19 protein-coding genes and 5 pseudogenes are annotated in these 26085 nt (G+C 53.0%); 15 read left to right on the top strand and 9 right to left on the bottom strand.

What is annotated here, in order from left to right:
* The first annotated feature begins 165 nt into the window (after positions 1–165).
* The gene (gene fumC, locus ACLW56_RS04250) at positions 166–1569 is read left to right on the top strand and encodes a class II fumarate hydratase (RefSeq protein WP_330982575.1); all 1404 of its coding nucleotides are present in this window, start codon (positions 166–168) and stop codon (positions 1567–1569) included.
* On the opposite strand, the gene tus is transcribed toward fumC, so the two are convergent.
* The 3 genes from tus to rstA form a co-directional block, all read right to left on the bottom strand.
* Entirely contained in the window at positions 1559–2491 is a 933-nt protein-coding gene (tus, locus tag ACLW56_RS04245; RefSeq protein WP_330982574.1) for a DNA replication terminus site-binding protein, read from the bottom strand. The genes fumC and tus overlap by 11 nt on opposite strands.
* Before the next feature lie 74 nt (positions 2492–2565).
* Complete coding sequence (gene rstB, locus ACLW56_RS04240; RefSeq protein ID WP_330982573.1) at positions 2566–3867, bottom strand: two-component system sensor histidine kinase RstB; 1302 nt, start codon at positions 3865–3867, stop codon at positions 2566–2568.
* 24 nt (positions 3868–3891) lie between these two features.
* The gene (gene rstA / locus ACLW56_RS04235; protein WP_330982572.1) at positions 3892–4611 is read right to left on the bottom strand and encodes a two-component system response regulator RstA; all 720 of its coding nucleotides are present in this window, start codon (positions 4609–4611) and stop codon (positions 3892–3894) included.
* Between the two features lie 125 nt (positions 4612–4736).
* Here rstA and ACLW56_RS04230 point away from each other — a divergent pair.
* Positions 4737–4829 (top strand): annotated as a pseudogene (locus ACLW56_RS04230) (GlpM family protein); the annotation flags it as partial.
* An 8-nt stretch (positions 4830–4837) separates the two neighbouring features.
* Here ACLW56_RS04230 and folM read toward each other — a convergent pair.
* The 3 genes from folM to ydgH form a co-directional block, all read right to left on the bottom strand.
* On the bottom strand, positions 4838–5560 hold the full coding sequence (folM, locus tag ACLW56_RS04225; protein ID WP_330982571.1) for a dihydromonapterin reductase: 723 nt from the start codon (positions 5558–5560) through the stop codon (positions 4838–4840).
* Between the two features lie 35 nt (positions 5561–5595).
* Positions 5596–6978 (bottom strand): amino acid permease, encoded by a 1383-nt coding sequence (locus ACLW56_RS04220; protein ID WP_330982570.1) that lies wholly within the window; start codon positions 6976–6978, stop codon positions 5596–5598.
* A gap of 338 nt (positions 6979–7316) precedes the next feature.
* On the bottom strand, positions 7317–8267 hold the full coding sequence (ydgH, locus tag ACLW56_RS04215) for a DUF1471 family protein YdgH (RefSeq protein ID WP_330982569.1): 951 nt from the start codon (positions 8265–8267) through the stop codon (positions 7317–7319).
* 524 nt (positions 8268–8791) lie between these two features.
* Here ydgH and pntA point away from each other — a divergent pair.
* From pntA to ACLW56_RS04175, 8 genes and pseudogenes are all read left to right on the top strand, one after another.
* Positions 8792–10321, top strand: a complete 1530-nt coding sequence (pntA, locus tag ACLW56_RS04210; protein WP_330982568.1) for a Re/Si-specific NAD(P)(+) transhydrogenase subunit alpha — start codon at positions 8792–8794, stop codon at positions 10319–10321.
* Positions 10322–10331: 10 nt separating this feature from the next.
* On the top strand, positions 10332–11720 hold the full coding sequence (gene pntB, locus ACLW56_RS04205) for a Re/Si-specific NAD(P)(+) transhydrogenase subunit beta (protein WP_330982567.1): 1389 nt from the start codon (positions 10332–10334) through the stop codon (positions 11718–11720).
* Between the two features lie 108 nt (positions 11721–11828).
* On the top strand, positions 11829–12467 hold the full coding sequence (leuE, locus tag ACLW56_RS04200) for a leucine efflux protein LeuE (protein ID WP_330982566.1): 639 nt from the start codon (positions 11829–11831) through the stop codon (positions 12465–12467).
* Positions 12468–12900: 433 nt separating this feature from the next.
* A complete protein-coding gene (locus tag ACLW56_RS04195) occupies positions 12901–13176 on the top strand; it encodes a metal/formaldehyde-sensitive transcriptional repressor (protein ID WP_330982565.1) in 276 nt (91 codons plus the stop codon).
* Between the two features lie 25 nt (positions 13177–13201).
* Positions 13202–14320 carry an S-(hydroxymethyl)glutathione dehydrogenase/class III alcohol dehydrogenase gene (locus tag ACLW56_RS04190; protein ID WP_330982564.1) on the top strand — a complete coding sequence of 373 codons (1119 nt, stop codon included), beginning with the start codon at positions 13202–13204 and terminating at the stop codon, positions 14318–14320.
* A gap of 154 nt (positions 14321–14474) precedes the next feature.
* Positions 14475–16166, top strand: a complete 1692-nt coding sequence (locus ACLW56_RS04185) for a methyl-accepting chemotaxis protein (protein WP_330982563.1) — start codon at positions 14475–14477, stop codon at positions 16164–16166.
* A 168-nt stretch (positions 16167–16334) separates the two neighbouring features.
* Positions 16335–17017 (top strand): annotated as a pseudogene (locus ACLW56_RS04180) (MFS transporter); the annotation flags it as partial.
* Positions 17001–17108: pseudogene (locus ACLW56_RS04175) on the top strand (YdiH family protein); the annotation flags it as partial. The pseudogenes ACLW56_RS04180 and ACLW56_RS04175, both read left to right, overlap by 17 nt.
* Before the next feature lie 156 nt (positions 17109–17264).
* Here the strand turns inward: ACLW56_RS04175 and uspE are convergent.
* From uspE to ogt, 3 genes are all read right to left on the bottom strand, one after another.
* A complete protein-coding gene (gene uspE / locus ACLW56_RS04170; RefSeq protein WP_330982562.1) occupies positions 17265–18215 on the bottom strand; it encodes a universal stress protein UspE in 951 nt (316 codons plus the stop codon).
* A 137-nt stretch (positions 18216–18352) separates the two neighbouring features.
* Positions 18353–19105, bottom strand: coding sequence for a fumarate/nitrate reduction transcriptional regulator Fnr (gene fnr, locus ACLW56_RS04165; RefSeq protein ID WP_138097328.1), 753 nt, complete (start codon positions 19103–19105; stop codon positions 18353–18355).
* 193 nt (positions 19106–19298) lie between these two features.
* On the bottom strand, positions 19299–19814 hold the full coding sequence (gene ogt / locus ACLW56_RS04160; protein ID WP_330982561.1) for a methylated-DNA--[protein]-cysteine S-methyltransferase: 516 nt from the start codon (positions 19812–19814) through the stop codon (positions 19299–19301).
* 931 nt (positions 19815–20745) lie between these two features.
* Between ogt and ACLW56_RS04155 the strand changes: the two are divergent.
* The 5 genes and pseudogenes from ACLW56_RS04155 to ACLW56_RS04135 all read left to right on the top strand — a co-directional run.
* Positions 20746–21003: pseudogene (locus ACLW56_RS04155) on the top strand (Smr/MutS family protein); the annotation flags it as partial.
* Positions 21004–21033: 30 nt separating this feature from the next.
* A pseudogene (locus tag ACLW56_RS04150) lies at positions 21034–21228 on the top strand (3-oxoadipyl-CoA thiolase); the annotation flags it as partial.
* A 124-nt stretch (positions 21229–21352) separates the two neighbouring features.
* Positions 21353–22108 carry a 3-oxoadipate enol-lactonase gene (pcaD, locus tag ACLW56_RS04145; RefSeq protein WP_330982559.1) on the top strand — a complete coding sequence of 252 codons (756 nt, stop codon included), beginning with the start codon at positions 21353–21355 and terminating at the stop codon, positions 22106–22108.
* Positions 22109–22706: 598 nt separating this feature from the next.
* A complete protein-coding gene (locus ACLW56_RS04140) occupies positions 22707–23270 on the top strand; it encodes a hypothetical protein (protein ID WP_330982558.1) in 564 nt (187 codons plus the stop codon).
* A gap of 168 nt (positions 23271–23438) precedes the next feature.
* On the top strand, positions 23439–26085 hold a 2647-nt coding region (locus ACLW56_RS04135; RefSeq protein WP_415377533.1), incomplete at its 3' end, for a beta strand repeat-containing protein.

Genomic DNA, 26085 nt, shown 5'->3' with positions numbered 1-26085 from the left:
CTTGCCGGGCCTACAATACAGGTAGGCCCGGTAAGGCCACGCCGCCACCGGGCATTTCAAAGAGCGCACAAAGCGCCATGCAGGCAACCTGAAGTCAACAATACTTATTCTTTGAAGCCACGTGAGCCCATTTATTCACCTCATTTTGTTATCAAGGAGCAAGTCATGACCACCAATCGCCGCGAAAGCGACTCCATGGGCGCCATCGAAGTCCCGGCGGACAAACTCTGGGGCGCACAAACTCAGCGCTCGCTCGAACACTTCCGCATCTCAACTGAAAAAATGCCTGTGGCACTGATTGCCGCGCTGGCGTTAACGAAACGCGCTGCCGCCAAGGTGAATCAAGACCTTCAACTGCTGCCCGCTGAAAAAGCCAATGCCATTGTGGCTGCCGCCGATGAAGTGCTGGCAGGCAAACATGCAGATGAATTCCCGCTGGCTATCTGGCAGACCGGTTCCGGCACGCAAAGCAATATGAACATCAATGAAGTGCTGGCGAACCGGGCCAGTGAGCTGCTCGGTGGCGTGCGCGGCATGGAACGTAAAATTCACCCGAATGATGACGTGAATAAAAGTCAGAGCTCCAATGACGTTTTCCCGACGGCCATGCACGTGGCAGCCGTCATTGCGCTGCGCGAACATCTCATTCCGCAGTTGCAGGTGCTGAAAAAAACGCTGAACGACAAAGCCAACGCCTTCGCCGATATTGTCAAAATCGGGCGCACGCATTTGCAGGACGCCACACCGCTAACGCTCGGGCAAGAAATCTCCGGTTGGGTTGCGATGCTGGAGCACAATCTGAAGCATATCGACCTGACGTTACCGCATCTTAGCGAGCTGGCGCTGGGGGGAACCGCCGTGGGTACGGGCCTCAACACGCATCCGGAATATGCTAAACGCGTAGCCGATGAGCTGGCGGCTATTACCTTCCAACCGTTCGTGACTGCGCCAAACAAATTCGAAGCGCTGGCAACTTGTGATGCGCTGGTTCATGCGCATGGTGCGCTGAAAGGGCTGGCGGCCTCGCTGATGAAAATCGCCAATGATGTGCGCTGGCTGGCCTCTGGCCCACGCTGCGGAATTGGTGAAATCTCGATACCAGAAAATGAACCGGGTAGCTCCATCATGCCGGGCAAAGTAAACCCAACGCAGTGCGAAGCGATGACTATGTTGTGCTGTCAGGTGATGGGCAACGATGTGGCCGTCAATATGGGCGGGGCTTCCGGTAACTTTGAGCTGAATGTGTATCGCCCGATGGTTATCCATAATTTCCTGCAATCGGTGCGACTGCTGGCTGACGGCATGGAAAGTTTTAATGAACACTGCGCGGTGGGGATTGAACCAAATCGTGCGCGCATCGATCAATTGCTGAATGAATCGCTAATGCTGGTGACGGCGCTGAACACGCACATCGGCTACGACAAAGCGGCTGAAATTGCTAAAAAGGCCCACAAAGAGGGCCTGACGTTAAAAGCTTCAGCCCTGAAACTGGGCTATCTCACTGAAGCTGAATTTGATGAATGGGTTCGCCCGGAAGCGATGGTGGGCAGTATGAAAATCAGTCGTTAGCCAGATACAGGTGCAGCCGCGGGATCATCAACGTCAGCGACTGCGCCTGTGGCTTGTAACGATACTGCACGTTATCCGCATCGTAATTAAGTAACTCACCAATATCCGGCACGCTGACACCCTGAGTGCCGGTTATCAACGCGATCATCGGGCCAGGGCAGGCGTATTGCACCTGTTTTTGCTGCCCGGCATACCAGACGCGTGAAATGGGCTGCACCTTCACTGGGCGTTTGATTTTCAGCCTGGCTTTTTGTGGCAGGGCGGCAATGTCCTGATATTCCCGTTCGAGTTTGTCCTGCCACTGCTCGCGCGTATAGGGCGGCACAGAACGCGGTGAACGCAGGCTATTTTCCAGCTGTTTCAACACCTCATCGCGGGTGAAATTTTTAATGATGTGCTTATTGGCCCAGCCGAAACGGATGGTTGCCGGGTCACGCAGTAGCGTCAGCGAGCGATAAGCCTTAAGCGTCAGCAGGCCGGGCAGGTGATGGTGAACCCACTCAAAGCGAGCGCCAGTGGGCAGGCCCGACTCGACGGTAACGATGTGCTCAAACGTGGCTTTTAGGGTGTTAATGACGTTGATTCTGTTTTCTAATGCCGGTAATTGCTCTGCTTCTGCGTGCAAACAAATGACACCCGGCAAACGCACCGCAGCCTTACTACTGCGGTGCTCCGACTGCTGCTGGATAAAAAGATGACGATAGTGATTAAGCGCCATTTGCCGCGCTTTATCGCCCAGATGCTGGACGACAGGAATGGTGGCGAGCGGGGCGTGCTCGTGCTCTTTACGCACTTCCGGCAGTTCAAACACGCGGGCAGCGAGCAACCGGCACTCCGTCAGTTGCTGCTCCAGTGTCAGCAGTTCCTGTTCCACCTGACGAAAGGTCGATGTTAAGCGCTCAATTAAGTCGTATTCGGCCATAACTCCCTGCATTAGTTACAACATACTATTTAAGTTTAACTGTATACCAGGGTCAGGCATTGTGCAATGTTCGGTCAGGCAGGGGACGTGGCGCTAAGTTGATGATTCACCGGCCAGCTGAAGCTAAAGCGTGCGCCGCCGAGAGGACTGGCGTCGCAGATAACGTCTCCGGACATTGCCTGAGCAACGGAATGCACGATAGCCAGACCTAACCCGCAGCCACCCGTAGCACGGTCACGGCTCGGATCGAGGCGTACAAAAGGCTCGAACACGCGCTCACGCTCTTCTGCGGAAATGCCCGGGCCATCATCATCAACGGTTAACGTCGCCCGTCCGGCTTGTTGAGTCAGACTGACCTGAATTTGCTGCTGGCTATAGCGCATGGCGTTATTGACGAGGTTATCCAGCACACGTTCCATCAGGCGCATATCCAGTGCGCCATAGTGACCGTGAGTCAGTTGTACCAGCGTGACGTCGCGCTGAGGATTGACAGCCTGAATATCGTCCACGTGATGTGTAATCCACTCGGAGAAATCTGGTGTGGTAAGGATCAGTTCGTTTTGCGGGCGGTCGAGGCGCGCATAGGTCAGCAGCTCATCAATCAGGCCTTCCAGTTGACCGATATCCCGATTTAGCGCCTGAGATTCCGCTTCTGTCAGATTCTCGCTCATTTCCAGCCGATAGCGCAGGCGAACCAGCGGCGTGCGAAGTTCATGCGCGATGCCGTCGGTGAGCTGTTTCTTACTGGCAATCAGCGTGTTGATGTTGTCTGCCATTTGGTTGAACACCACGCCAAGCCGTTCGAAGCTCGACATGCTGTCAAAATGAATACGTTCGGCCAGGTGACCTTCACCGAAACGCTGCGCGGCAGTTTCCAGCCTGAGCATGTCCTGCCAGTGCGGTCTCATCCAGATAAATACCGGGAAGGCCAGTGAGACGGCGATAAAGGCTAACAGCGCCATGTCGAGCAAGCGCATTTCATGCAGATAATAGAGATAGGGCACCGGGCCGACCGCGAGCACATAATGGCTGCGAGGAATGCGCTGGATGAAAGTGTATTGATCGTCAAGCGCGACAATATCGCCTTTGCGTAAATGCGCCATCGAGCTTTCAGCCAGATTGAATTTACTCAGGGGTTCAATGCGTAAATCGAAAGAGAGATTGAGATCGAGCTCTTTAAGCGTTTTGCTCCAGTCCTTGGGCGGGATTTCACGCAGTTCGCTGCGCATCAGGTACAGCGAACTTTTCATCAAGTCGTCGAGGGATTGTCGGCCTGCGCGTTCGGCGGTGAATTTGTACACCAGACCGACCAGCATGGTCATCACCAGAAAGCAGACAAACAGCAGCAAATAGAACTGCACGAACAACTTTTTCATTTCTGGCCCCGGAGGTGGTGTAACTCAGTTATCCCATGCGTGTGGGGCAAACAGGTAGCCCTTATTGCGCACGGTTTTGATTCGATAAGGTTCCGTCGCGCTGTCGAGCAGCTTTTTACGCAAGCGGGAAATCGCCACGTCGACGCTGCGATCCATCCCGTCATAGGTCACGCCGCGCAGGTTTTTGAGCAGCGCATCGCGGTCCATAATTTGTCCTGCGTGAGTGGCCAGCTCCCACAGCAAATCAAAATCTGCGGTGGACAGCGTGACGTTTTCACCGCTCAGAAGCACCTGGCGATTCACCGGATCGATAGCCAGCGTGCCAAAGCGAATGGCTTTGTGGGGTGTCAAACCTGAGGCTGGTTTTTCACTGACTGGCATGGCGACGCGTTGACGTAAATGCAGGCGTAAACGCGCCAGTAAAACAGCCGGTGGGGTGGTTTTGAGAATATAGTCACTGGCGCCCATTTCCAGCGACAAAATATGGTTCATGTCGCTGTCGAGCGAGGTGAGCAGAACGATCGGGCCTTGCCACTGGGCACGCAAATCGCGGCAAATGGTCATCCCGTCTTTTCCGGGGAGCATAATATCCAGCAGCACCAGGTCTGGCTGTTCACGCAGAACAACTTCTTCGGCGCGGTCGCCGCGCGGTTCAACGATAACGTCGATATCATGCTTACCGAGGTAGGCGGCGATCAACGACCCGACTTCCGGATCATCTTCCACAAAAACGATCTTATTCATATCCGCTATGCACAACGAAAAAAGCTAAAATACACCGACAAAATGCGGGGTGCCATTAATCTTTCATAAACGATGTCATTTCCGTTATCCTGCACGCATCCATGAAATGAATTTCAGGCTGGATAATGGCATTACTGATTAAAGCCGTATTGGGCGCGCTGGCGAAAACAAAAAATGACTACATTGCCGGGCTCATCCCGCTGTTTCCTGCCTGGAGCCGTTTTCACTAACGCAGCGGACGGCCGCCATCCACGCCGAAAGAACGCCCGGTGACATAACAACTGGTCAGCAGATACTCGACCAGGTCGATAATCTCTTTCTCGCCGGGCTCGATTTTCATCAACGATTTGTTCAGCGCCTGCTGGCGATAGTCTGCGTCGTCATGTTCATTGAACAGGATAAGCGCAGGCGCAATGGCGTTAACTTTGACTTCCGGTGCCAGTTTGCGGGCAAACGAGCGGGTCATATTATCGAGTGCAGCTTTGCTGGCTGCATAGGCGATGTGCTTATCACTGCCTTTTTCAACCACGTAATCGGTGAAATGGATAATGTCGCTTGCCGCATGGCCGTGACCGCGCAGGAGCGGCTCCAGCGCGTGATTGAGCAGGTAGGGGGCATTGACGTGAATTTGCATCATCTGGTGCATCACATCAGATAAAGACAGATCCGGTTTTTCAGGCACCCAGGCGCTGGCATTGTGGATAAGCGCGCGCAGGCCGTCGGTCTGAGACTTTACTTGTTCAGCAAAAGCCAGAATCCCTTCATCGGTAGAAAAATCAGCGGGAAGGCACAGCGCACCTGCCTTTTCGAGTACGCCGATGGCGTCATAGCGCGTGCGATAGCTCACGATGACGGGCTGTTGCTGATTGACAAAATGATGGGCAAGGGCGAGGCCGATACGGCGGCCTCCACCGGTAATCAGGACTGGGCGGGTTTTACGTTCTCCCATCGTTCTCTCCTTAGCATCGCGATGGGGGACCGTTGTCACCCCACTAACATCCACGTTGCCGGCACAGCGGCAACCAGTAAAAAGCCAATCAGTGCCATTTCACGGCGCTTGAGCGTGGCATTCAGCTCGTGAGTACGTCGTGCATAAATAAACACCAGCAGGCCCGGCGCATACAGCACCACGGACAGCAGCAGATGCATTGGCCCTGAAGCGTACAATAACCATAAGCCATAAATGCAGGCCCCGACACCCACGGCTTTGTGCAGGGGACGAGTCGCCATCTTCAGCAGGAACGCGCCCACCAAAAAGTAAGGCACCAGGATCATCTCTGAGGCGATGGTCAGCAGCGTATTATAGTCTGAACCGGTAAGCCAAATAAGAATCAAGCACACCTGAACGCTGATATTTGTGAGCCACAGCGAAGAGGATGGCGCATTGTTTTTGTTCTGGCGGCCAAACACTCGTGGAAACGCTTTATGCGTTGCCGCCAGGTACGGCACTTCTGCTGCCATAATCGTCCAGCTCAGGTAAGCGCCACAGACGGAAACAATTAGCCCGGCAGCAATAATCACCTCGCCCCAGGAACCCATCATGCGCACCATCAGGCCTGCCATCGAAGGGTTACGCATTTCAGCAAGCTCAGGGCGTGGCACCACGCCGAGTGACAGCAATGTCACCAGCAAATACACGCTAAGCGCAGAAAGCACCGCCAGCAAGGTTGCGCGTCCGACATCTTTCTTATTACGCGCACGTGCAGAAACCACCACCGCGCCTTCTACACCGATAAACACCCACAGCGTAATGAGCATGGTGTTTTTGACCTGTTCCCACACTGGCACGCCGAGTGCGAGGCCGCTGAAGTCGAGGCTAAAGGTGTCGCTGCTGAACGCCTTTGCCGCCAGCACAATAAACAGGCCCAGAGGAACCAGTTTCCCCAGCGTGGCGACCAGGTTAATGCTGGCGGCGGTTTGCACACCACGTAGCACTAAAAAGTGGACGAACCACAGCAGAAATGAGGCTCCGACCATCGCCTGCCAGGTATTGCCATCGCCGAACAGGCGTAACGCTGGCGTATCGGTAAAGAAGCTCAGCGCCGAGAAGACGATAACGAGGTAAGACACGTTGGCAATCACCGCGCAAAGCCAGTAACCCCATGCGGAACAGAAACCGATCAGTTCGCCGAACCCTTCACGCGCGTAAGTGAAGATGCCGCCGTCCAGGTCCGGGCGAATGCGTGTCAGCAACAGCATCGCAAACGCGAGGAATAAAATGCCTACACCCGTAATGGCCCAGCCAATGAGCAGAGCAGAAGGGCTGGCCACTTCGGCCATGTTCTGCGGCAAACTGAAAACGCCCGCGCCCAGCATTGAGCTGAGAACCAGGGCCGTCAGGGCACTAAGGCCGAGTTTCTTTTCCATTGGCATCCTGTTGGAAGAAGGGTGAAAGCCAGAATATTTATTTGGTTAAAACGCATAAATAGGGAGAAATGCGCTAAGTCGCGGGATTTTACGGAGTGTGCTGCTGGCATGCAACGATTGGTGCCAGAAAAAAACAAAAAAGGCAGCCGAAGCTGCCTTCAGATTGCTGACAAAGAAGAAAAAAGCGTGGTTTTTCCTTCTTTGTGGTGAGCAGCCGAAAATCAATGAATTGATTTTCCTTATTTTTTGTTCTACTACCCATGACAAAATGGTATTCGTTAGAGGCTTGTCATCAGTCTCAAGGCAGCCCAAGCTGCCTTTCACCTAACTAAAAGAACTTATTTGTACAGATCGGCGCTGATGGTCATGTTGCCACCACGTTCCTGCCACTGGCGGGTAATGTGGTAGAACTTCGCGCCTTTCTTCGCAGCACGCTTCGCAACCTGATAGGAGATTTCAGTCATGTTGCCGTAGTTACCGGTGAACTGAACGTTGTCAAACGGCACCATCTGTGCCGCCGCGACTTTGTTCAGTTCTTCGATTTTCGTCCCATCCGGCAGAGTGACACTGTAACGTCCACCTTTGGTTGACTGAGTTTCAAAGAAACGACCCACGCCTTCAGTGGAGCCGACAGTGGCCGATGACGCTACGCCTGGAATTTCAACAGTGGCGGCAGTTGCCCCACCCGCTGCCAGAGCGGCTTTACCCGCCTGAGAGTTTGCAGGAATGGCGTCTGCGCTCTGAACCACACGTTTTTTCGCATCCGCTTTATAGACGTATGCGGTGATACGCTGGTTACCGCCACCGTTCGCATCAACCTGACGCACAATAAAGAAGGACGCAGCGTCTTTCTGTTTTGCGGCTTTGGCGATGGCGGAGTTGACGTCAGGCTGGCTGCGGTAGAAGCCCTGAACGGTCACGGTATCGAAAGGTTCAAGCTGAGCGGCCTGGTCTTTCGGCAGTTCCATCACGCCGTCAATGATGCGATTTTTTGGTGCATCGGCTTTCTGAGCATCTTCTTTATAGAAATCAGCGGTCACACGCCAGTTACCACTGCCAGAAAAATCAGATGTATCGACAACATAGAAGGACGCAGCGCCTTCTTTGTCCGCTTTACGGGAAACGGCCTGAACGGCATCACCAATAGCATTAAAACGACCGGTGATAACCACACGATCGTACGGCTTGAGGGCTGCCGCTTGCTCCGGCGTTAACTCGGTGGCGGCAAAGGCGCTAAATGCCGTTGCAGACAGAAGAGCGGACGCCAGGAGGGTGTTCTTAAGCTTCATAAAAATAATCCTTCGCCTTGCGCAAACCAGGTACTGGTCGTTGTTAGTGACTAAAACGCCGATGATTATTGCATTTAAACAACGTGACTGTCTGCGGGATTTTGTTCATCTTGTGCGACTGCTTTAACAAGGCGCGATAACTTTTCATGATATGTTGCAGAAACAGGCTGTTGACCAGCAAAAGCGATAATCAATATGACTTTTATAAGTTAATGTAATGTTAAAATCCTGAAACGTTGCCGAGAATAATCACGTTTTGCCGCTTCGCTTAAGCGATTTATCAGGCCTGCAGGTGAAAATCAGGTAAATATTGCTACCTGAGCGCGGCACAAGTCAGTTTTCCCTAATAAAATCAAAATTACTTTTTCTGGCTGTGGATCACGGCGGTTATTTTCAGTAGGTTATAGAAAGTTTGTTACCGTTTTATTTTTCCGGGCGCTTCGCCTCTCAGCCACAGCACGCGGCCAGGGACGGAACCCGACCTTATAACAAACCATCATTACTCTCCGATGGAAGGGAAAACTATGCGTATTGCAGTACCTAAAGAGACGCTGGCCCTTGAAACCCGAGTGGCAGCCACACCGAAAACGGTGGAGCAATTGCTGAAACTCGGTTTCACGGTCGCCATTGAAAGCGGGGCGGGCAAGCTTGCGAGCTTCGAAGATCGCGCCTTTACCGACGCGGGTGCCGAGGTGGTCAGCGCGGCAGAAATCTGGCAGTCCGGGATTATTCTGAAGGTGAATGCGCCGACTGAAGCAGAAATTGCGCTGCTGAACCCGGGCACCACGCTGATTAGCTTTATCTGGCCAGCCCAGAACCCTGAGCTGATGGCGAAACTGGCCGAGCGTCAAATTAACGTGATGGCGATGGATTCCGTGCCACGCATTTCCCGTGCGCAGTCACTGGATGCCCTGAGCTCCATGGCGAACATCGCCGGTTACCGCGCGATTGTGGAAGCCGCACACGAATTCGGCCGCTTCTTCACCGGGCAAATCACTGCGGCAGGTAAAGTACCGCCAGCCAAAGTGATGGTTATCGGTGCCGGTGTGGCCGGCCTGGCTGCCATTGGCGCAGCCAACAGTCTGGGGGCCATCGTACGTGCCTTCGACACCCGTCCGGAAGTGAAAGAACAAGTACAGAGTATGGGCGCGGAGTTCCTCGAATTAGATTTCGAAGAGGAAGCGGGCAGCGGCGATGGCTATGCCAAAGTGATGTCTGAAGCGTTCATCAAAGCCGAAATGGCCCTCTTTGCCGCCCAGGCAAAAGAAGTCGATATCATCGTCACCACGGCGCTGATCCCAGGGAAACCTGCACCGAAGCTGATTACCCGCGAAATGGTCGATTCCATGACCCCGGGCAGTGTGGTTGTCGACCTGGCGGCGCAAAACGGCGGTAACTGCGAATACACCGTGCCGGGCGAAGTCTTTACCACGCCTAACGGGGTGAAAGTGATTGGTTGTACCGATCTCGCCGGTCGTCTGCCAACGCAGTCTTCTCAGCTCTACGGTACCAACCTGGTTAACCTGCTGAAACTGCTGTGCAAAGAGAAAGACGGCAACATCACTATCGACTTTGACGATGTGGTTATCCGTGGCGTGACCGTCGTTCGTGAAGGTGAAATCACCTGGCCTGCGCCACCGATTCAGGTTTCCGCTCAACCGAAAGCCGCTGCAAAAGTTGCTGCTGAACCTGTCGAACCGGCAAAACCAGCTTCTCCATGGCGTAAATATGCGCTGATGGCGCTGGCGATTATTCTGTTCGGCTGGCTGGCTGACGTGGCACCGAAAGAATTCCTCGGTCACTTTACTGTCTTCGCGCTGTCTTGCGTGGTGGGTTATTACGTAGTGTGGAACGTGTCACATGCGCTGCATACGCCGTTGATGTCGGTCACGAATGCCATTTCCGGGATCATCGTGGTCGGTGCTTTGCTGCAAATTGGGCACGGCGGATGGGTGAGCTTCCTGAGCTTCATCGCCGTGTTAATTGCCAGCATCAATATTTTCGGTGGTTTCACCGTGACTCAGCGCATGCTGAAAATGTTCCGCAAAGGGTAAGGGGTAACACATGTCTGGAGGATTAGTTACAGCTGCATACATTGTTGCCGCGATCCTGTTTATTTTCAGTCTGGCGGGGCTTTCAAAGCATGAAACCTCACAGCAAGGGAACTATTTCGGCATCGCCGGGATGGCCATCGCGCTGATTGCGACCATTTTCGGGCCGGAAACCGGCAACGTCGCGTGGATCCTGGTGGCGATGATCATCGGCGGCGCGATGGGTATTCGTCTGGCAAAACGTGTCGAAATGACCGAAATGCCAGAGCTGGTGGCGGTGCTGCACAGCTTCGTCGGTCTGGCGGCGGTGCTGGTGGGCTTTAACAGCTACCTGTATCACGAACCGGGTCTGGAGCCGATTCTGGTCAACATTCACCTGACCGAAGTGTTCCTCGGCATCTTTATTGGTGCGGTGACCTTCACCGGGTCTATCGTGGCGTTCGGCAAACTGCGCGGGAAGATCTCTTCTAAGCCGCTGATGCTGCCAAACCGTCACAAGATGAACCTCGCGGCGCTGGTGGTTTCCTTCCTGCTGATGGTGGTGTTTGTTCGTACTGAAAGCACTGGCCTGCAGGTGATGGCGCTGTTGATCATGACCGTGATTGCCCTGGCATTCGGCTGGCATCTGGTGGCTTCCATCGGCGGGGCAGATATGCCAGTCGTGGTATCGATGCTGAACTCCTATTCAGGTTGGGCAGCCGCGGCGGCAGGTTTCATGCTGAGCAACGACCTGCTGATCGTCACCGGTGCGCTGGTCGGTTCTTCTGGTGCCATTCTGTCGTACATCATGTGTAAGGCAATGAACCGTTCGTTCTTCAGCGTTATTGCGGGTGGTTTTGGTACGGATGGTTCGTCTACCGGCGCAGATGAAGAAGTCGGCGAACACCGTGAAATCAGTGCGGAAGACACCGCGGATATGCTGAAAAACTCCCAGTCGGTGATCATCACCCCAGGCTACGGCATGGCAGTGGCGCAGGCCCAGTATCCAGTGGCGGAAATCACCGAGAAGCTGCGTGCTCGTGGCATCAAAGTGCGCTTCGGCATTCACCCGGTTGCGGGCCGTCTGCCTGGGCACATGAACGTGCTGTTGGCGGAAGCCAAAGTGCCTTACGACATCGTGCTGGAAATGGATGAAATCAACGACGATTTCACCGACACCGACACCGTGCTGGTGATTGGCGCGAACGACACCGTGAACCCGGCGGCGCTCGACGATCCGAAGAGCCCGATTGCCGGTATGCCAGTGCTGGAAGTGTGGAGGGCGCAGAACGTTATCGTCTTCAAGCGCTCCATGAACACCGGTTACGCTGGCGTCCAGAACCCGCTGTTCTTCAAGGACAACACCCACATGCTGTTTGGCGATGCTAAAGCCAGCGTGGATGCGATTCTGAAAGCACTGTAATCCGTCAATTTTTGATGCTTAAAGCCGTCTTCCGGTAAAAGGAAGGCGGCTTTTTTGTTATGATGGCGGTCACATTTCGAAGCAGGCTGCAGCAAAAGGGAGAGCAGGGTGTTTTCAGATTTTGGTGTACTGAATTACTGGACCTATCTGGTCGGGGCGATTTTTATCATTCTGGTGCCAGGGCCCAACACATTCTTTGTGCTTAAAACAAGTGCGGCATATGGCATCCGGACCGGCTATCTCGCGGCGCTGGCGGTGTTTATTGGCGATGCCGTGCTGATGTTTCTCTCCTACGCAGGCGTCGCGACGCTGATTAAAACCACGCCGGTGCTGTTTAATATCGTGCGCTACCTTGGCGCGTTTTATCTGCTGTATCTCGGCATCAAAATGCTGTGGTCGGTCATTAAACAGCAGGGCGGTCAGCACGAACATTCCGCCGATCAGCGCAGCACCATCTTCAAGCGCGCGCTAACGCTGAGCCTGACGAATCCGAAAGCGATTCTGTTCTACGTGTCGTTTTTCGTGCAGTTCATCGACGTTCAGGCCACCACGCCAGGTCTGGCATTCCTGATCCTCGCGGTCACGCTGGAGATGGTCAGCTTCATCTATCTGAGCTTCCTGATTGTGTCAGGGTCGCTGGTGACACGCTTTGTCGGCAGCCGTAAGAAACTGGTCAAACTTGGGAACAGTTTGATTGGTTTAGTCTTCGTAGGGTTTGCTGCCCGGCTCGCTTCGCTGCAGTCTTAACCTGAAAGGATGCTGGCCGCCAGGTCAGCATCCTGATACCCTCACGCGATTTTCTGCCCGGTCATTCGGTTGTTTCCGCTGCTATCTTTTCTATGAAGGCTTTCGCCTCACTCTCTTTTACGCAATAAGTTTTGCTGGTGCGTGTCGATGAGGCATGAAGACACTCCCGTTCGCTGCTGTAGGCGCCAATTACGGCGGCCTGGTTCCCGCCAGCATTCAGGGAGACGGCAAGGATGAGATAATAAAGAGAAGTCATAATAGGGGGACGAGCATCCATTTCGTCTGGAAAAGTAAAGCAGTGTAGCGCTCCCCCCATCCAGTGTGCAGTCCCGATTCGGATACTCTTCCCTGAACGTCATCGCCGCAGAGAAACAAAGACTCCGCAGTGATCACTATGATAGTATACCCCCCTACAGTATATTGAGAGGGTCCCATGCCGCATTCACCTGAAGACAAAAAGCGTGCTTTGACGCGGGTTCGTCGCATTCGTGGGCAGGTTGAAGCGCTCGAACGGGCGCTGGAGTCTGGCGATCCGTGTCTCACCATTTTGCAGCAGATAGCCGCTATTCGTGGGGCCACCAACGGCCTGATGGGCGAAATGGTGGAAATGCACCTGAAAGATGAGCTGGTGGCGGGCGAAACCACCGCGGATCAGCGAGCTGTTCGCATGGCGGAAGTCGGCCATCTGCTACGATCGTATTTAAAATAACTGACAACAAGGGAAGAGACGGAAGATGAAATCACGTGCTGCAGTTGCGTTTGGCCCAGGCCAGCCGCTGAAAATTGTTGAAATCGACGTCGCACCGCCGAAAAAGGGCGAAGTGCTGGTGAAAATCACCCACACCGGCGTATGTCATACCGATGCTTTCACGTTGTCGGGCGATGATCCGGAAGGCGTATTCCCGGCGGTGTTAGGCCATGAAGGGGGCGGCGTGGTGGTGGAAGTCGGTGACGGTGTCACAAGTCTGAAGCCGGGCGATCATGTTATTCCGCTGTACACCGCAGAATGCCGCGAATGTAAGTTCTGCAAATCCGGTAAAACCAACCTGTGCCAGGCGGTTCGCGCCACTCAGGGCAAGGGTTTGATGCCAGATGGCACCACGCGTTTCTCCTACAACGGAGAACCCATTTATCACTACATGGGCACCAGCACTTTCAGCGAATACACCGTAGTGGCAGAGATTTCGCTCGCCAAAGTCAACCCACAGGCTCCGCTGGATAAAGTTTGTCTGCTGGGCTGCGGCGTGACGACCGGTATCGGTGCGGTACACAACACCGCAAAAGTGAAAGAAGGCGATACCGTCGCGGTATTTGGCCTTGGCGGAATCGGTCTGGCGGTAATTCAGGGCGCGGTGCAGGCGAAAGCAGGCCGTATTCTGGCTATCGACACCAATCCGGAAAAATTCAAACTGGCGGGTGAAATGGGCGCGACCGATTTCATCAACCCGAAAGATTATGACAAACCGGTTCAGGACGTGATTGTTGAACTGACCGATGGCGGCGTGGACTTCAGCTTTGAGTGCATCGGCAACGTGAACGTGATGCGCGCGGCGCTGGAATGCTGCCATAAAGGCTGGGGTGAAAGCGTGATTATCGGCGTTGCGGGCGCGGGTCAGGAAATCAAAACCCGTCCGTTCCAGTTGGTGACAGGGCGCGTGTGGCGCGGCTCTGCATTTGGCGGCGTGAAAGGGCGCACCCAGCTACCGGGCATGGTGGAAGACGCGATGGCGGGTAAAATTAACCTCGATCCGTTTATCACTCACCGTCTGCCGCTGGACAAGATCAACGAAGCGTTTGACCTGATGCACGAAGGCAAATCTATCCGCACCGTTATCCATTTCGGCGATAACTAAGCACCAGGCCAGCGGGTCATCCCGCTGGCTTTAATGCGAATTGTCCAAAGTGTGACCGGTGTAGCGCTTTTACCGGTAAGCAATCTCCCAATCAGGCCGATGACAATCTTACGGGCGTGTGAGTACGCCTCTTACAATAAGAGAGTCGAGAGCCATGGAAAAATCAGCCGCAGGGCTTAAGCCGCAAACTGTCAGTTTCTTACATCACATTCGTTTGGTTCCGCTGTTCACCTCCATTCTTGGCGGTATCCTGCTGCTGTTCGCGTTAAGTTCAGGTCTTGCGGGCTACTTCCTGCTTCAGGCGGACAGGGATCAGCGCGACGTCACCAAAGAACTGGAAGTCCGTATGGGCCTTGCCAACAGTTCGAATCATCTTCGTACCGCGCGTATCAACATGATCCACGCCGGGGCCGCCAGCCGTATTGCCGAAATGGATGACATGAAGCGCAATATCGCCGAAGCCGAACAACGGATTAAAGAGTCTCAGGAAGGCTTTAAGCAGTATGTGAATCGCGACGTGAAAACGCCTGCCGATGAAGCACTGGATGGCGAAATCAATAAGCGCTTTACCGATTACGTCACCGGTTTGCAGCCGATGCTGAAATACGCCAAAAACGGCATGTTTGAGGCCATCATTAACCATGAAAACGAACATGCGCGTCAGCTGGATTCAGCTTATAACGATGTGCTGGCTAAGGTTATTCAAATCCGTAGCGATCGCGCTCGTCATCTGACTGAAACCGCCCACAGCCGCACGCAAATGGGGTTAGCCTTTATGGTTGGCGCGTTTGCCTTTGCGCTGGTCTTAACGCTGTTAACCTTCGTCGCCCTGCGCCGCACGGTGATTAATCCGCTGAAGCGCGCCTTGCATCGCATTGAACAAATTGCCGATGGCGATTTAACTCTGGCCGACGAACCTACCGGACGCAGTGAAATCGGCAAGCTGAGCTTCGATCTGCAAAAAATGCAGCACGCACTGGCGGAAACTGTCGGCACTGTGCGTCAGGGCACTGAAGAAATTTACCGTGGCACCAGCGAAATTTCAGCAGGTAACACCGATCTCTCTTCACGCACCGAACAGCAAGCCGCTGCCATCGAAGAAACGGCCGCCAGCATGGAACAGCTTACCGCGACGGTGAAACAGAATGCCGATAACGCGCATCATGCCAGCAAACTGGCAGAAGATGCCTCCGGCAAAGCGACGCGCGGTGGGCAGATTGTTTCTGGCGTGGTGTCGACCATGGGCAACATTTCCGCTAGCTCGAAGAAAATCTCTGAGATTACCGCGGTGATTAACAGCATCGCCTTCCAGACCAACATTCTGGCGCTGAACGCCGCAGTCGAAGCCGCTCGTGCAGGTGAACAAGGCCGTGGCTTTGCGGTGGTCGCCAGTGAAGTTCGCACCCTGGCAAGCCGTAGTGCTCAGGCAGCGAAAGAGATTGAAGGGCTGATCAGTGAATCCGTCACCCTGATTGAACGCGGCTCTGGCGAAGTGGTCGCGGCGGGCAGTACGATGAGTGAAATTGTCGATGCCGTAAAACGCGTCACCGACATCATGCTGGAAATTGCGGCGGCCTCCGACGAACAAAGTCGTGGCATTTTGCAGGTGAGCCAGGCGATCACTGAAATGGACAACGTCACCCAACAGAACGCCTCGCTGGTGGAAGAAGCTTCAGCCGCAGCCGGTTCGCTGGAAGAGCAGGCGGCCCGCCTGACAGAAGCGGTTGGGGCGTTTCGTGTGTTGAATAACAACAGCGTGATCCATCAGCCGGAACCGCATACGGGTAAAGTGTTTGTGCCTCAGCGTCCAGCGCTGACTTCAGGAGATAACTGGGAAACGTTCTGATCGGAACCTGTAGGGATGTAAAAGGGACCGAAAGGTTCCTCAGATTGCTGACAAAGAAGGAAAAAGCGTGGTTTTTCCTTCTTTGTGGTGAGCTGATGGCCCAGATGATGGTGGACGCCACAAACGCGATATATGGGCGCGTATCCCTCAGACTGACGAGGGCTAGATTTTACCTGCTGGATAGATAACTTCGGTTTTATGGCGTTTGTTGCCGGGTCAGGGCTGGTCTTTCTGCTAACGGCTTCCCTCGGCGAAACGGCGATGAATGACTGGGGCTGGCGCATTCCGTTTCTCATTGCCGGGCCGCTGGGCTGGGTGGGATTATATCTTCGCCAGCACCTTGAAGATTCCCCCGGATACCAAGCGGTGGCGCAAAGCGGCAAAACTGAAAGTGCGCCTTTGCGTGCAGCCGTCACCAAAGCGTGGCCTGCATTATTGTTTTGCGTAGGATTTGTTGTCCTGAAGCCGTGGGGCACTGGACGCTGCAAACTTTTATGCCCGGTTATCTCTCCACCGAACTGCATTTTTCGAAGCTGGATTCCTACGCGATAACCACGGCAGGGCTGTTAGGCATCGCCGTATTGGTGCCATTTATGGGCTATCTGTCCGATTGTTTTGGCCGTAAGCCGCTGATGTTAGCCGGTTGTGCAGGTTTTATTCTTTTCAGCTACCCGACGATGATGGTCATGGCTCAGGGTAATTTCCTCTCGGCGGTGCTGGCAATGTTGTTACTGGGAGCCTTTATCGCAGCGTTCGATGGCGCATGCAGCGCAGCGATGGCTGAGCTGTTCCCAACCAGCGTGCGTTACGGCGGATTGTCCATCGCTTATAATTTTGCCGTCGCTTTCTTTGTTAGAGCTGGAATTTGCCGATCTGATGGCGCTCTCCTCGCTGGAACTGAAAGAAGAGATCGACTACGCCTGGCGCATGGGTATCCACTGATCCTTGTAGCCTGCTAATGCCGGGTGGTGGCTGCGCCTGACGCCGGCCTACGATGGATTTCTACCTGTAGGCCTGGCAAGCGCAGCGCCGCCGGGCAATGAAGTAAAAAAAAGCCCGCCGGGTTTCCTCGACGGGCTTTGCTGTTTTATACGCGAATCAATCGTCTTCTTCGTCGTCCAGCTCAACCGGCGTCTGGTACTGATCGGGTTTCAGCGCCAGCAGGTCGCAGCGCAGGTGGTCGATAACCTGTTCCGCTGTATTGCCGAGGAACGCCGCCGACAGCCCGGTGCGCCCCACGGTGCCCAGCACCACAATCCCCGCTTGCAGATGTTCGGCGATATCCGGAATGACTTCTTCTGGCAGGCCTTTTTCCACATGGGTCATGTTTTCGCTGATGCTGTATTTCTGACGCAGCGCTTTCATTGCCAGCAGGTGCTGACCGCGAATGGCGTCGTTGTACACGCTCGGATCAAAATCAGGGAGCTCGATCGCAATGTTGATGGGGGTGACCGGATAAGCGCCGACCAGATGCACTTCGGTATGGTTGATTTGCTCTGCTAACTGGATGGTTTCACGAACCAGTTTATCGTTGAGGGCATTGTGATACTCCTCTTCGCTGGCAAGATTCACGGCCACTATTGCTTTGCCGCCTTCCGGCCACGGCTGGTCTTTGACCATCCATACCGGGCAAGGGCATTTACGCAGCAGATGCCAGTCAGTCGGGGTGAAAATCACGGCTTCCAGTTTGTCGTGCTGGTGAGCCATCTTCAGCAGCAAATCGTGCCCGCCGCTCATGACTTCCTGGATAATCGCTTCGAAGGGACGGTTATGCCACACGACTTTAATGTCAATCGGCACGCCCGCTTCAATGTAAAACCTGGCCTGTTCGCGGATCCACGCGGTCCGCTGGCTAATGACGCCCTGACGCATCGCAGTGCGTTCGTCAGGCGACAGAAGAGTGGTCATCTCGTAGGAAAAATCATAGATCGGCAAAAAGGCTTTAATCGATCCACCAATCCTTTGATGAAGGTAAACTGCGCGCCGCAATGCGGGTTGATCGTCCTGGTTAGGATCGATGGCTACCAGCATATTTTGATACTTTGCCATACAGGGTCTCCTTACAACTGTCACCACAGTCTGTAACTAAAAGATAACCCATCCGGAGTGATTGAAACAGGGGATAACCTTCGCCAGATCAATAAATCACAAAAATTTAGCGACCTGGCGGAAGGAAAGAGCAGGGGTCAGGCGACGTTGCGGGCCTGACCTGCGAGAACAGACAGCGCATCGCTGTTTTCGATGGTGATGTATTTGCCTTTGACTGCCAGCATGCCGCTTTTCTGGAAACGACCCAGCAGACGGCTGATAGTTTCTACCGTCAGGCCGAGGTAGTTACCGATATCACCACGCGTCATGGTCAGACGGAATTCACGAGGCGAGAAACCGCGCTGTGCAAAACGGCGGGAGAGGTTATAGATAAACGCCGCCAGGCGCTCTTCCGCGTTTTTCTTGGACAGCAGCAGGATCATGTCCTGGTCGCCTTTAATTTCGCCGCTCATCAGACGCATCATCTGCTGACGCAGATTGGGCATCTTGCCGGAGAGGTCATCCAGCGTTTCGAACGGGATTTCACAGACCATGGAGGTTTCCAGCGCTTGCGCAAAGCTCGGGTGATGACCCGTGCCGATGGCATCAAAGCCGACTAAATCGCCCGCCAAATGGAAGCCGGTGATCTGCTCGTCGCCTTGTTCTGTGATGGTATAGCTCTTGATCGTACCGGAGCGAATGGCATACAGAGATTTGAGCTCATCGCCTGCTTTGAACAGGGTCTGGCCTTTCTGAATCGGCTTTTTACGCTCGATAATATTATCAAGCTGATCAAGCTCATGCTCATTCAGCGTGAACGGGATACAGAGCTGGCTGATGCTGCAATCCTGGCAGTGGATAGCACAACCGCCAGACTGAATGCGTCGTATAATTCGCTTTTCCGGGATCATAGATATGCTCGAGCTTTAATTGATATTGGTCAATTTTAACATCTTTTTGGTGAGCAAGTAAGTCTCGAAAACTCGAATCACGCAATATTAGCAAGGGAAAGGCGGTTTCCTTTCTATCTGACTGATATTCTTAGTTTTAATTGGCGGAATTCGAGCGTAAAATTGTCTAAAATTTCCAATATAGCACGGATCATCAAAGCAGAAGGTAGCCTTCGTGGCGCAACAGCCACTCTTTTCGCTGCACGCCTCCGGCATAACCGGTCATGGTGCCATTGCTGCCGATAACACGGTGACAGGGGACCACCACGCTTACCGGGTTTGAGCCATTTGCCGCGCCGACGGCACGGGCCGCGCCTGGGCGACCGAGGACTTGTGCAAGCTGGCCATAATGCATCACCTGCCCGCAAGGAATGGTGCGCAGTGCCTTCCAGACTTCACGCTGAAAAGGCGTGCCTGCGGTTTCGCTGGGCAAGGTATCAATCACGCTGAGATCGCCTTCAAAATAGGCTTTCATCTTGTCGCTCAGGCCGTTTGGGTTGCTGGCCGCGACGCGCTGATAGCCTTCGCTGCGATAATGAAGGTCCAGCAATTGCACCATTCTGTCGCTGTGTTCTTCCCACTCGACGGCGCGCAGACGGAATTGTTCGTCGCACAGGAGCCACAAGGGGCCGAGTGGGGTGGTAATTTTGTCTTCCAGCAGTGTCAGCATCACGTTTCCTTTATACAGTGGCGGGCATTCCCCGCTCCAGTCCAGTGGGAAGGCTGACAAGATATCATGCTGCGTCTTTTCGCTTAACCAGTATCTTGCCTCGCGTGTTATCTCTTTGCGTTGATGATTTTTTTTGCAAAAATGTAAAATTAAAGGCCGGGAGTGGCGAATAGTGGACTGAATGCATTGCAATCGTTTTTAATTCTCGCTGTTTTATCATTATTCCTGGTCCGTAAAATTCGCTATGGCATTTTCAATAATGGGCGACTGGAACGCAGGATGATATATTTTCGGAAGAAAGTGGCGGGTTAATTACTACGGTTAAATATATTTTTAGTGAATATATTTCGTGAGAGTAATGTAATGATGCTCAGTGACGTTTGTGCTTTGCATACCCTTTGCTCGCTAACTGCAGGCGATGTCAGCCAAAAGTTTCAGACTATTCGCTGGGGTTACAGCGACCTTTGTCATACATTTCAATGACATTCATTAGAGAAATTGCAGTATTGAAAGTGCTAAAACAGCAATAAATGCGGGCAGGTAATTATTTCAGAGGTGATTATCTTTTACGGATAAAAAAACAGGATCTGTCGACATCCGCCAGATCCCGCAGTATACACAGCAATATTTCCATAACGTCGTCCCGCATTTTACTCCCCCATGCAGGTAATACAGTTATAGCGAATTTATATTTAATTACCAGTACTTTTAGGTGATTAATTTCACGATTTTTTAACATTGTCATTTCATGTTATCTGCCATTAATTTTAGTTAAGCATGTCTTAACTATTTTTATTCTTCGCCAGGTTAAAAAATGGCAGTGATATATCCTTTTAGCAAACAGTTTCCACTAAACCAAAACGCATTGAGCGTGAGGCAGGGCACGGCTATAGTACGTTTTCAGTAGTCGCAGCAGCGGGAGGATGTGAAGATGAACCCTGACGACAAATCGCTGTTTCTTGACGCCATGGAGGATGTCCAGCCCTTAAAGCAGCGTATCGATGTGTACTGGCAACCCCATCGCAATACCAAAGCGCCAAAGCACATCAATACGCTGCAGCTCGACAACTTCCTCACGACTGGTTTTCTCGATATCGTGCCGCTGGGCACGCCGCTGGAATATAAGCGGGAAGGCTTGCAAAACGGCGTGCTGGATAAACTCCGCGCCGGGAAATATAGCCAGCAGGCAGGCGCACCAGGACGGGCTGCGTAATATGCTCTGAAAGGGGTTGTGTGCGCAGATGGCAGCGTAACGGCCGGAAATGCATCTGGCGTGAACGATGGCGCGTGTGCGCGAGCGAGCGTTGGGCACCGAATTATGGGGTTTGGTCCGTCGCCTGCGGTGCGTAAAGTGTTAGCGCAAACCGGGCTGATGCTGGATCAGAAACGACACCTGCTTGAATTGCTGGAAAGCGAACCTCGCGTCAGTACCCATTTCACGTCAACCGAACTCAGGGCGTTACTGGACCCTTCGCGGGCCACCGGCAGCGCCACTCACTTTGTGCGTCAGGTTCTGGCGCGCGATAAGGAGCAAAATCATGATGCTTCACTATCAGCTTGATGGCCCTGAAGATGCGCCGGTTCTGGTGCTTTCCAATTCCATGGGCACCACGCTCTCGTTGTGGGAGCCGCAGCTTAAAGCGCTGACGGCGCACTTTCGCGTGCTGCGTTACGACATGCACGGTCACGGGCAAACTCAGAAACGCGGCAAAGTGACACTCGCCCAACTGGGTGAAGATGTGATTGCGCTGCTCGATCATCTGAATATCGACAAAGCCTGTTTTTGTGGGATTTCAGTCGGTGGTCTGATTGGTCTGTGGCTGGCGCGGTTTGCCCCGGAGCGGTTTTACGGTCTGGTGGTGGCGAACACAGCCGCAAGGATTGGCGACCAGGCAAGCTGGCTTTCACGTGCGCGCGCTGTGCGTCAGGAAGGCATGGATGTTGTCGCTGCCGGAACAACGGATCGCTGGTTCACACACAGTTTCCGTCAACACTACCCGGAAGTGGTGGAACCGCTAGTGCATCAACTCACACAGATGGACCCGGAAGGGTATGCGGAAAGCTGTGAAGCGCTGGCTGGTGCAGACCTGCGTACTGAAGTGGGGGCGATCACAGCGCCGGTGATGATTATCGCCGGGGAACACGACCCGGTGGCGACCGTTGCCGACGCCGATTTTCTGCATCAGCAAATTACTGGCAGCCAGCGCGTGACGCTGCCTGCCTCACACCTTTCCAATGTAGAAGCCGCAGAAGTATTTACTGCGGCGGTGCTGACTTATTTTCGGGGGCAATAGATGAACGGCAAGGTATGGCGATGCTCACGTTGACCGCACGCTCACAATCTCAGCCGGTTTTCGACGAGATGGATGTCTGACCATTTTTGCCCGGTGACGCAAACCCCACCGGGCTATGCAGGTTCCGGTTTTGTCTGTCTACAGACAAACGCAGCGTCGCCAGGCAAAGAATGGTGTGAATGGACCATTTTGCGTGTCCGCACTTGGTTTCATTACCTCACCTTCCTGCATCCCTTCGCTGCCCAGTTAAGGGAATTTCTAAGTCGTTCCTTTCTTATTTTTGGATGAGGATTCCTCCTTGGTTAATTATTAAATCAGTGTGAGTGAATTATTAAATTTCACCTTTAATTTCAATTGGTTAGTTAGGTGTTTTGCCGTTATCTTCAGGTCGATTTATTTCTTAAATTATTTATTTATTGAGATATAATGTTTCGAATTTAAAATTCTTTGCCGCATTTTCAATGCTGCGCACGTTGTTGCAATAAAAAGTGCGCATGGCATACGTTTTCTATTGCCCAAAAAAGGTGCCGAGGGGCATCAGCATAATGTTTGGTCTTTTGGTTAAACATCTGTCTTAAATTTTGGAATGGAATTCCTCATGGACGTCATTTGTATCATCTCGGACAACTGCTATTTTTCTCTTGGCCTTGAATCATTACAAGCTTCAGACCGCAAGGTGCTGTCGTTAACGCCTTCTCAGATACTTGAAAATAACCACTTGCTTAACGAAGTCAGTGTTTTCTATGTATTTGTTCGTAATCGGCAGGTGCATTTGCTTGTCTGTGCCTTTTTGGAAAAGGCTAAAGGGCGAATTTTCTTTTTTATCGACCGAATGTTGACGGACACGGTTGTTCAATCTTTTTTTCTCCCCTCTATGGCTCCGCTGCGGGTGGTTGAGTTCATGTGCTATGACTCTCTCTGGAGAAAGCCGAACGCATTTTTCTCTATCTCTGAACGCAACAGGCAGCGTATCAACTATGCGGCGAGTGGGTTACCTCATTATATGAGCTGGTTAAGAAAAAATACCCATTCAAGTAAAGATATACACAATCAGCACAGAGCCTTGCTCAAGGTTTTAGGGATTAACACGGTCTCGGTGCATAGCTTGTTTTTATCCGAATATATTGCCGCTGGAATGAAAGCAGTGGGCAAATGCAATTGAATACTGTTCATCGACATCGTTTTTTCGCTTCACATTAAGATTGCTTTCATTTTCAGAAAATGAAAGCTGTCGATCTCTTATGCATTAATGAATTTCACCTCCGCCACGAAGGCGGTTTTTTAACTATTACAAGGAGTTCATGCCATGAAACCGGCAACCAGTAAAAAAATGTTAAAAAGGAGCACACTTTCTCTGTGTGTTGCCTTCACTCTGCAAGGAAATATGGCGTGGGCGGATCCAACTGAGCCCGCGGAAGAGAAAACGGAGATTCAGTGTCCGAGTGATCTCAGTAAATTAACGAAAGAGCAAAAAGAGAAGCTCGCTCCGGTGTGCCTGAAGCCAGTGGTTAACGCTGACGAAGGAACGACATGGGCGTGGGTTGCCGGTGGTGCGACTGCGCTGCTGGCGACGGTTGGCTTAGCGGCTACCAATAGCGACGGTGACAGCCACCACAGCAGCAATGATTCCGGTAGCGGTGGTGACACTGGCGGCGGTGGTGATTCTGGCGGCGATTCTGGCGGTGACTCCGGCGGTGATGATTCTGGTGGCGACGATTCCGGCGGTGGAACTGACACCACGGTCACCACCTATAACAACAACGTCACCATTGATAAAGGGGCGAAAACGCTGACCGTGGGTGATTCCGTCTGGAACATTTCCACTAATAGCGACGGCACCTGGACGCTGACCAACACAACCGACGGCAGAACCGCGCTGCTGAATCAGTACAAAGTAAATGAGGCCAGCAACACCATTAAGCTGGATATGATCAGCGGCGATGGCACCAAAGCCGCGGTTTACGATTACAAAGGCAACCTGACGCTGACCGATATTGGTGACATGACGCTGACCGACAACAGCTCCGTCACCATCAGCGGCGGCACTGCCTCCGGCAACGGTAATGCGGGCAAGATAGTTGATGGCAGCGGCAACACCGTCAGCATCGGAGACTCAACGGCCACAGAAAGCGCTACCGGCAGCTTTATTATCGGCGACGATAACATCATCACTAATAACGGGACGGCCAGCGCCACCGGCACTGGCTCCATCGGCGTCGAGGTGGATGGCAGCAATAACACCATCAGTAACAATGGTGACGTGACCGCCAGTGATGGCGCCGCGGGTATTCAGGTGAATGGTGATGGCAATAACATCACCAACGGCGGCACCACCACCGTCAGCAGCGGTGATGAAAATGCCCGCGCCACCGGTCTGGCGGTGGACGGCAATGGCAACACGGTGACGCAGACCGGCGAATTGAATGTGGGCGATTTCTCCACCGGGCTGGATGTGTCCGGCACGGGGAACATCGTCAATCTGGACTCACCTTCCATCAATGTCACCGGGCAAAAAGCCACCGGTGTCAATGTGACCGGTGAAAGTAACACCGTAACGCTAAGCGGCAACATGGTGGTCGATAAAGACCAGACTGCGGATAACGCCGCTGACTATTTCTTGGACCCATCAGTCGGCATTAACGTCGAGGGCAATAATAACAATGTCACCCTTGACGGCAGTTTAACCGTGATCAGTGACGGTGAATATGCAGGTTCGAAGTATGGCAATGCCAGTGGAACAGAAGAAGAGATTCAGGGGCTAAAAGTGAAGGGCGATGGTAACACCGTCACCCTGAACGAGGGTATTCATCTGGTCGGCGAAACCGATGCGATGACGGATACCGCCGCTGGCGATGAGATTGCCAACGGGCGCTATGGCCTCGCTTATGATTCTCCTGTTTCAGTCGATGGCCAGTCGACGTTGGTCCTGAACGGTGAATCCACCCTGAGCGGCGAATTTAAATCCGGAATATGGAAGTCCTTATTCGATCTCACAAATGGTGCCTCTCTGATAATTGAAGACGGGGCAAGCTTTGTCATTGATGCAGACCCAATTGATAAGTCTTGGGAAGAGTCGACATTAATCACTGCCAGCGATGGTTCATCCGTTGTCAATAAGGGGGCTATCGAGTCAACCAATATCTCTGTCGTGACGAGTTTTAGTAACGGCACGCTGGTCAGTAACCAGGGTGAAATTACCCTTAACCGCGCAACTTCAACCTCAAGAGATCTATTTGCACTCTCTGGGACACTCACCGAGTTTGGCAGCACGGCCGTCAATGAGAGTGGTGCCGTGATAACTGGGAAAGTGGTTAACCAGGACAGCGTGGTGAACACTCCTGAATTCTATGGTGTCTACGCACAAACCACCTTCAATAATAAGGCGACTTCCGTTCAGGGAATGGTTGCTGCGGTTGACGGCAGCACGGTAGTGAATAATGGCACTATCGATATGGCCGGACGTGGCGCTGTCGGCATGGCCGGATTATACGGTGGCGGTTATGCCGTCAATAATGGCACCATCACGACCGATGCGTTATGGGTCGACCCGAATGATACCACCACTCTGGCTTCAAATATTGGTACCCGGGCGATTGATTACTCAGTGGGTATGGGGGCTGGTGGTGACCATGACGTTAATTATGGTAAATCCGGCTCTTCCGCTCTCAATCAGGGTACCATTACTATTAATAATGCCGGTGCGGGCATGGCGGCCTATGGTAATAATACCGTGGTTAACCAGGGCACCATTAATCTCGAACAAAACGGGAATTATGACCCAGCGAACCCAACGCCGCTGGTTGGCATGGCGGTCTACGCCGGCGGTACTGCGATTAACGACACCACCGGGGTCATCAATATCAATGCTGAAAATGGTGTGGCCTTCTATTCCGACGGCAATGCCAACAACCGTATCATCAACAAAGGCCAGGTTATCCTTGGCGAAGGTGTACCAGACAGCGCCGATAACACTGACG

It is taken from the genome of Pantoea sp. sgz302252, from assembly GCF_047713085.1.
Lineage (GTDB): Bacteria > Pseudomonadota > Gammaproteobacteria > Enterobacterales > Enterobacteriaceae > Scandinavium.
Note: the sequence above shows the minus strand (reverse complement) of the source record. Positions and strands in the feature narration are given on the sequence as shown.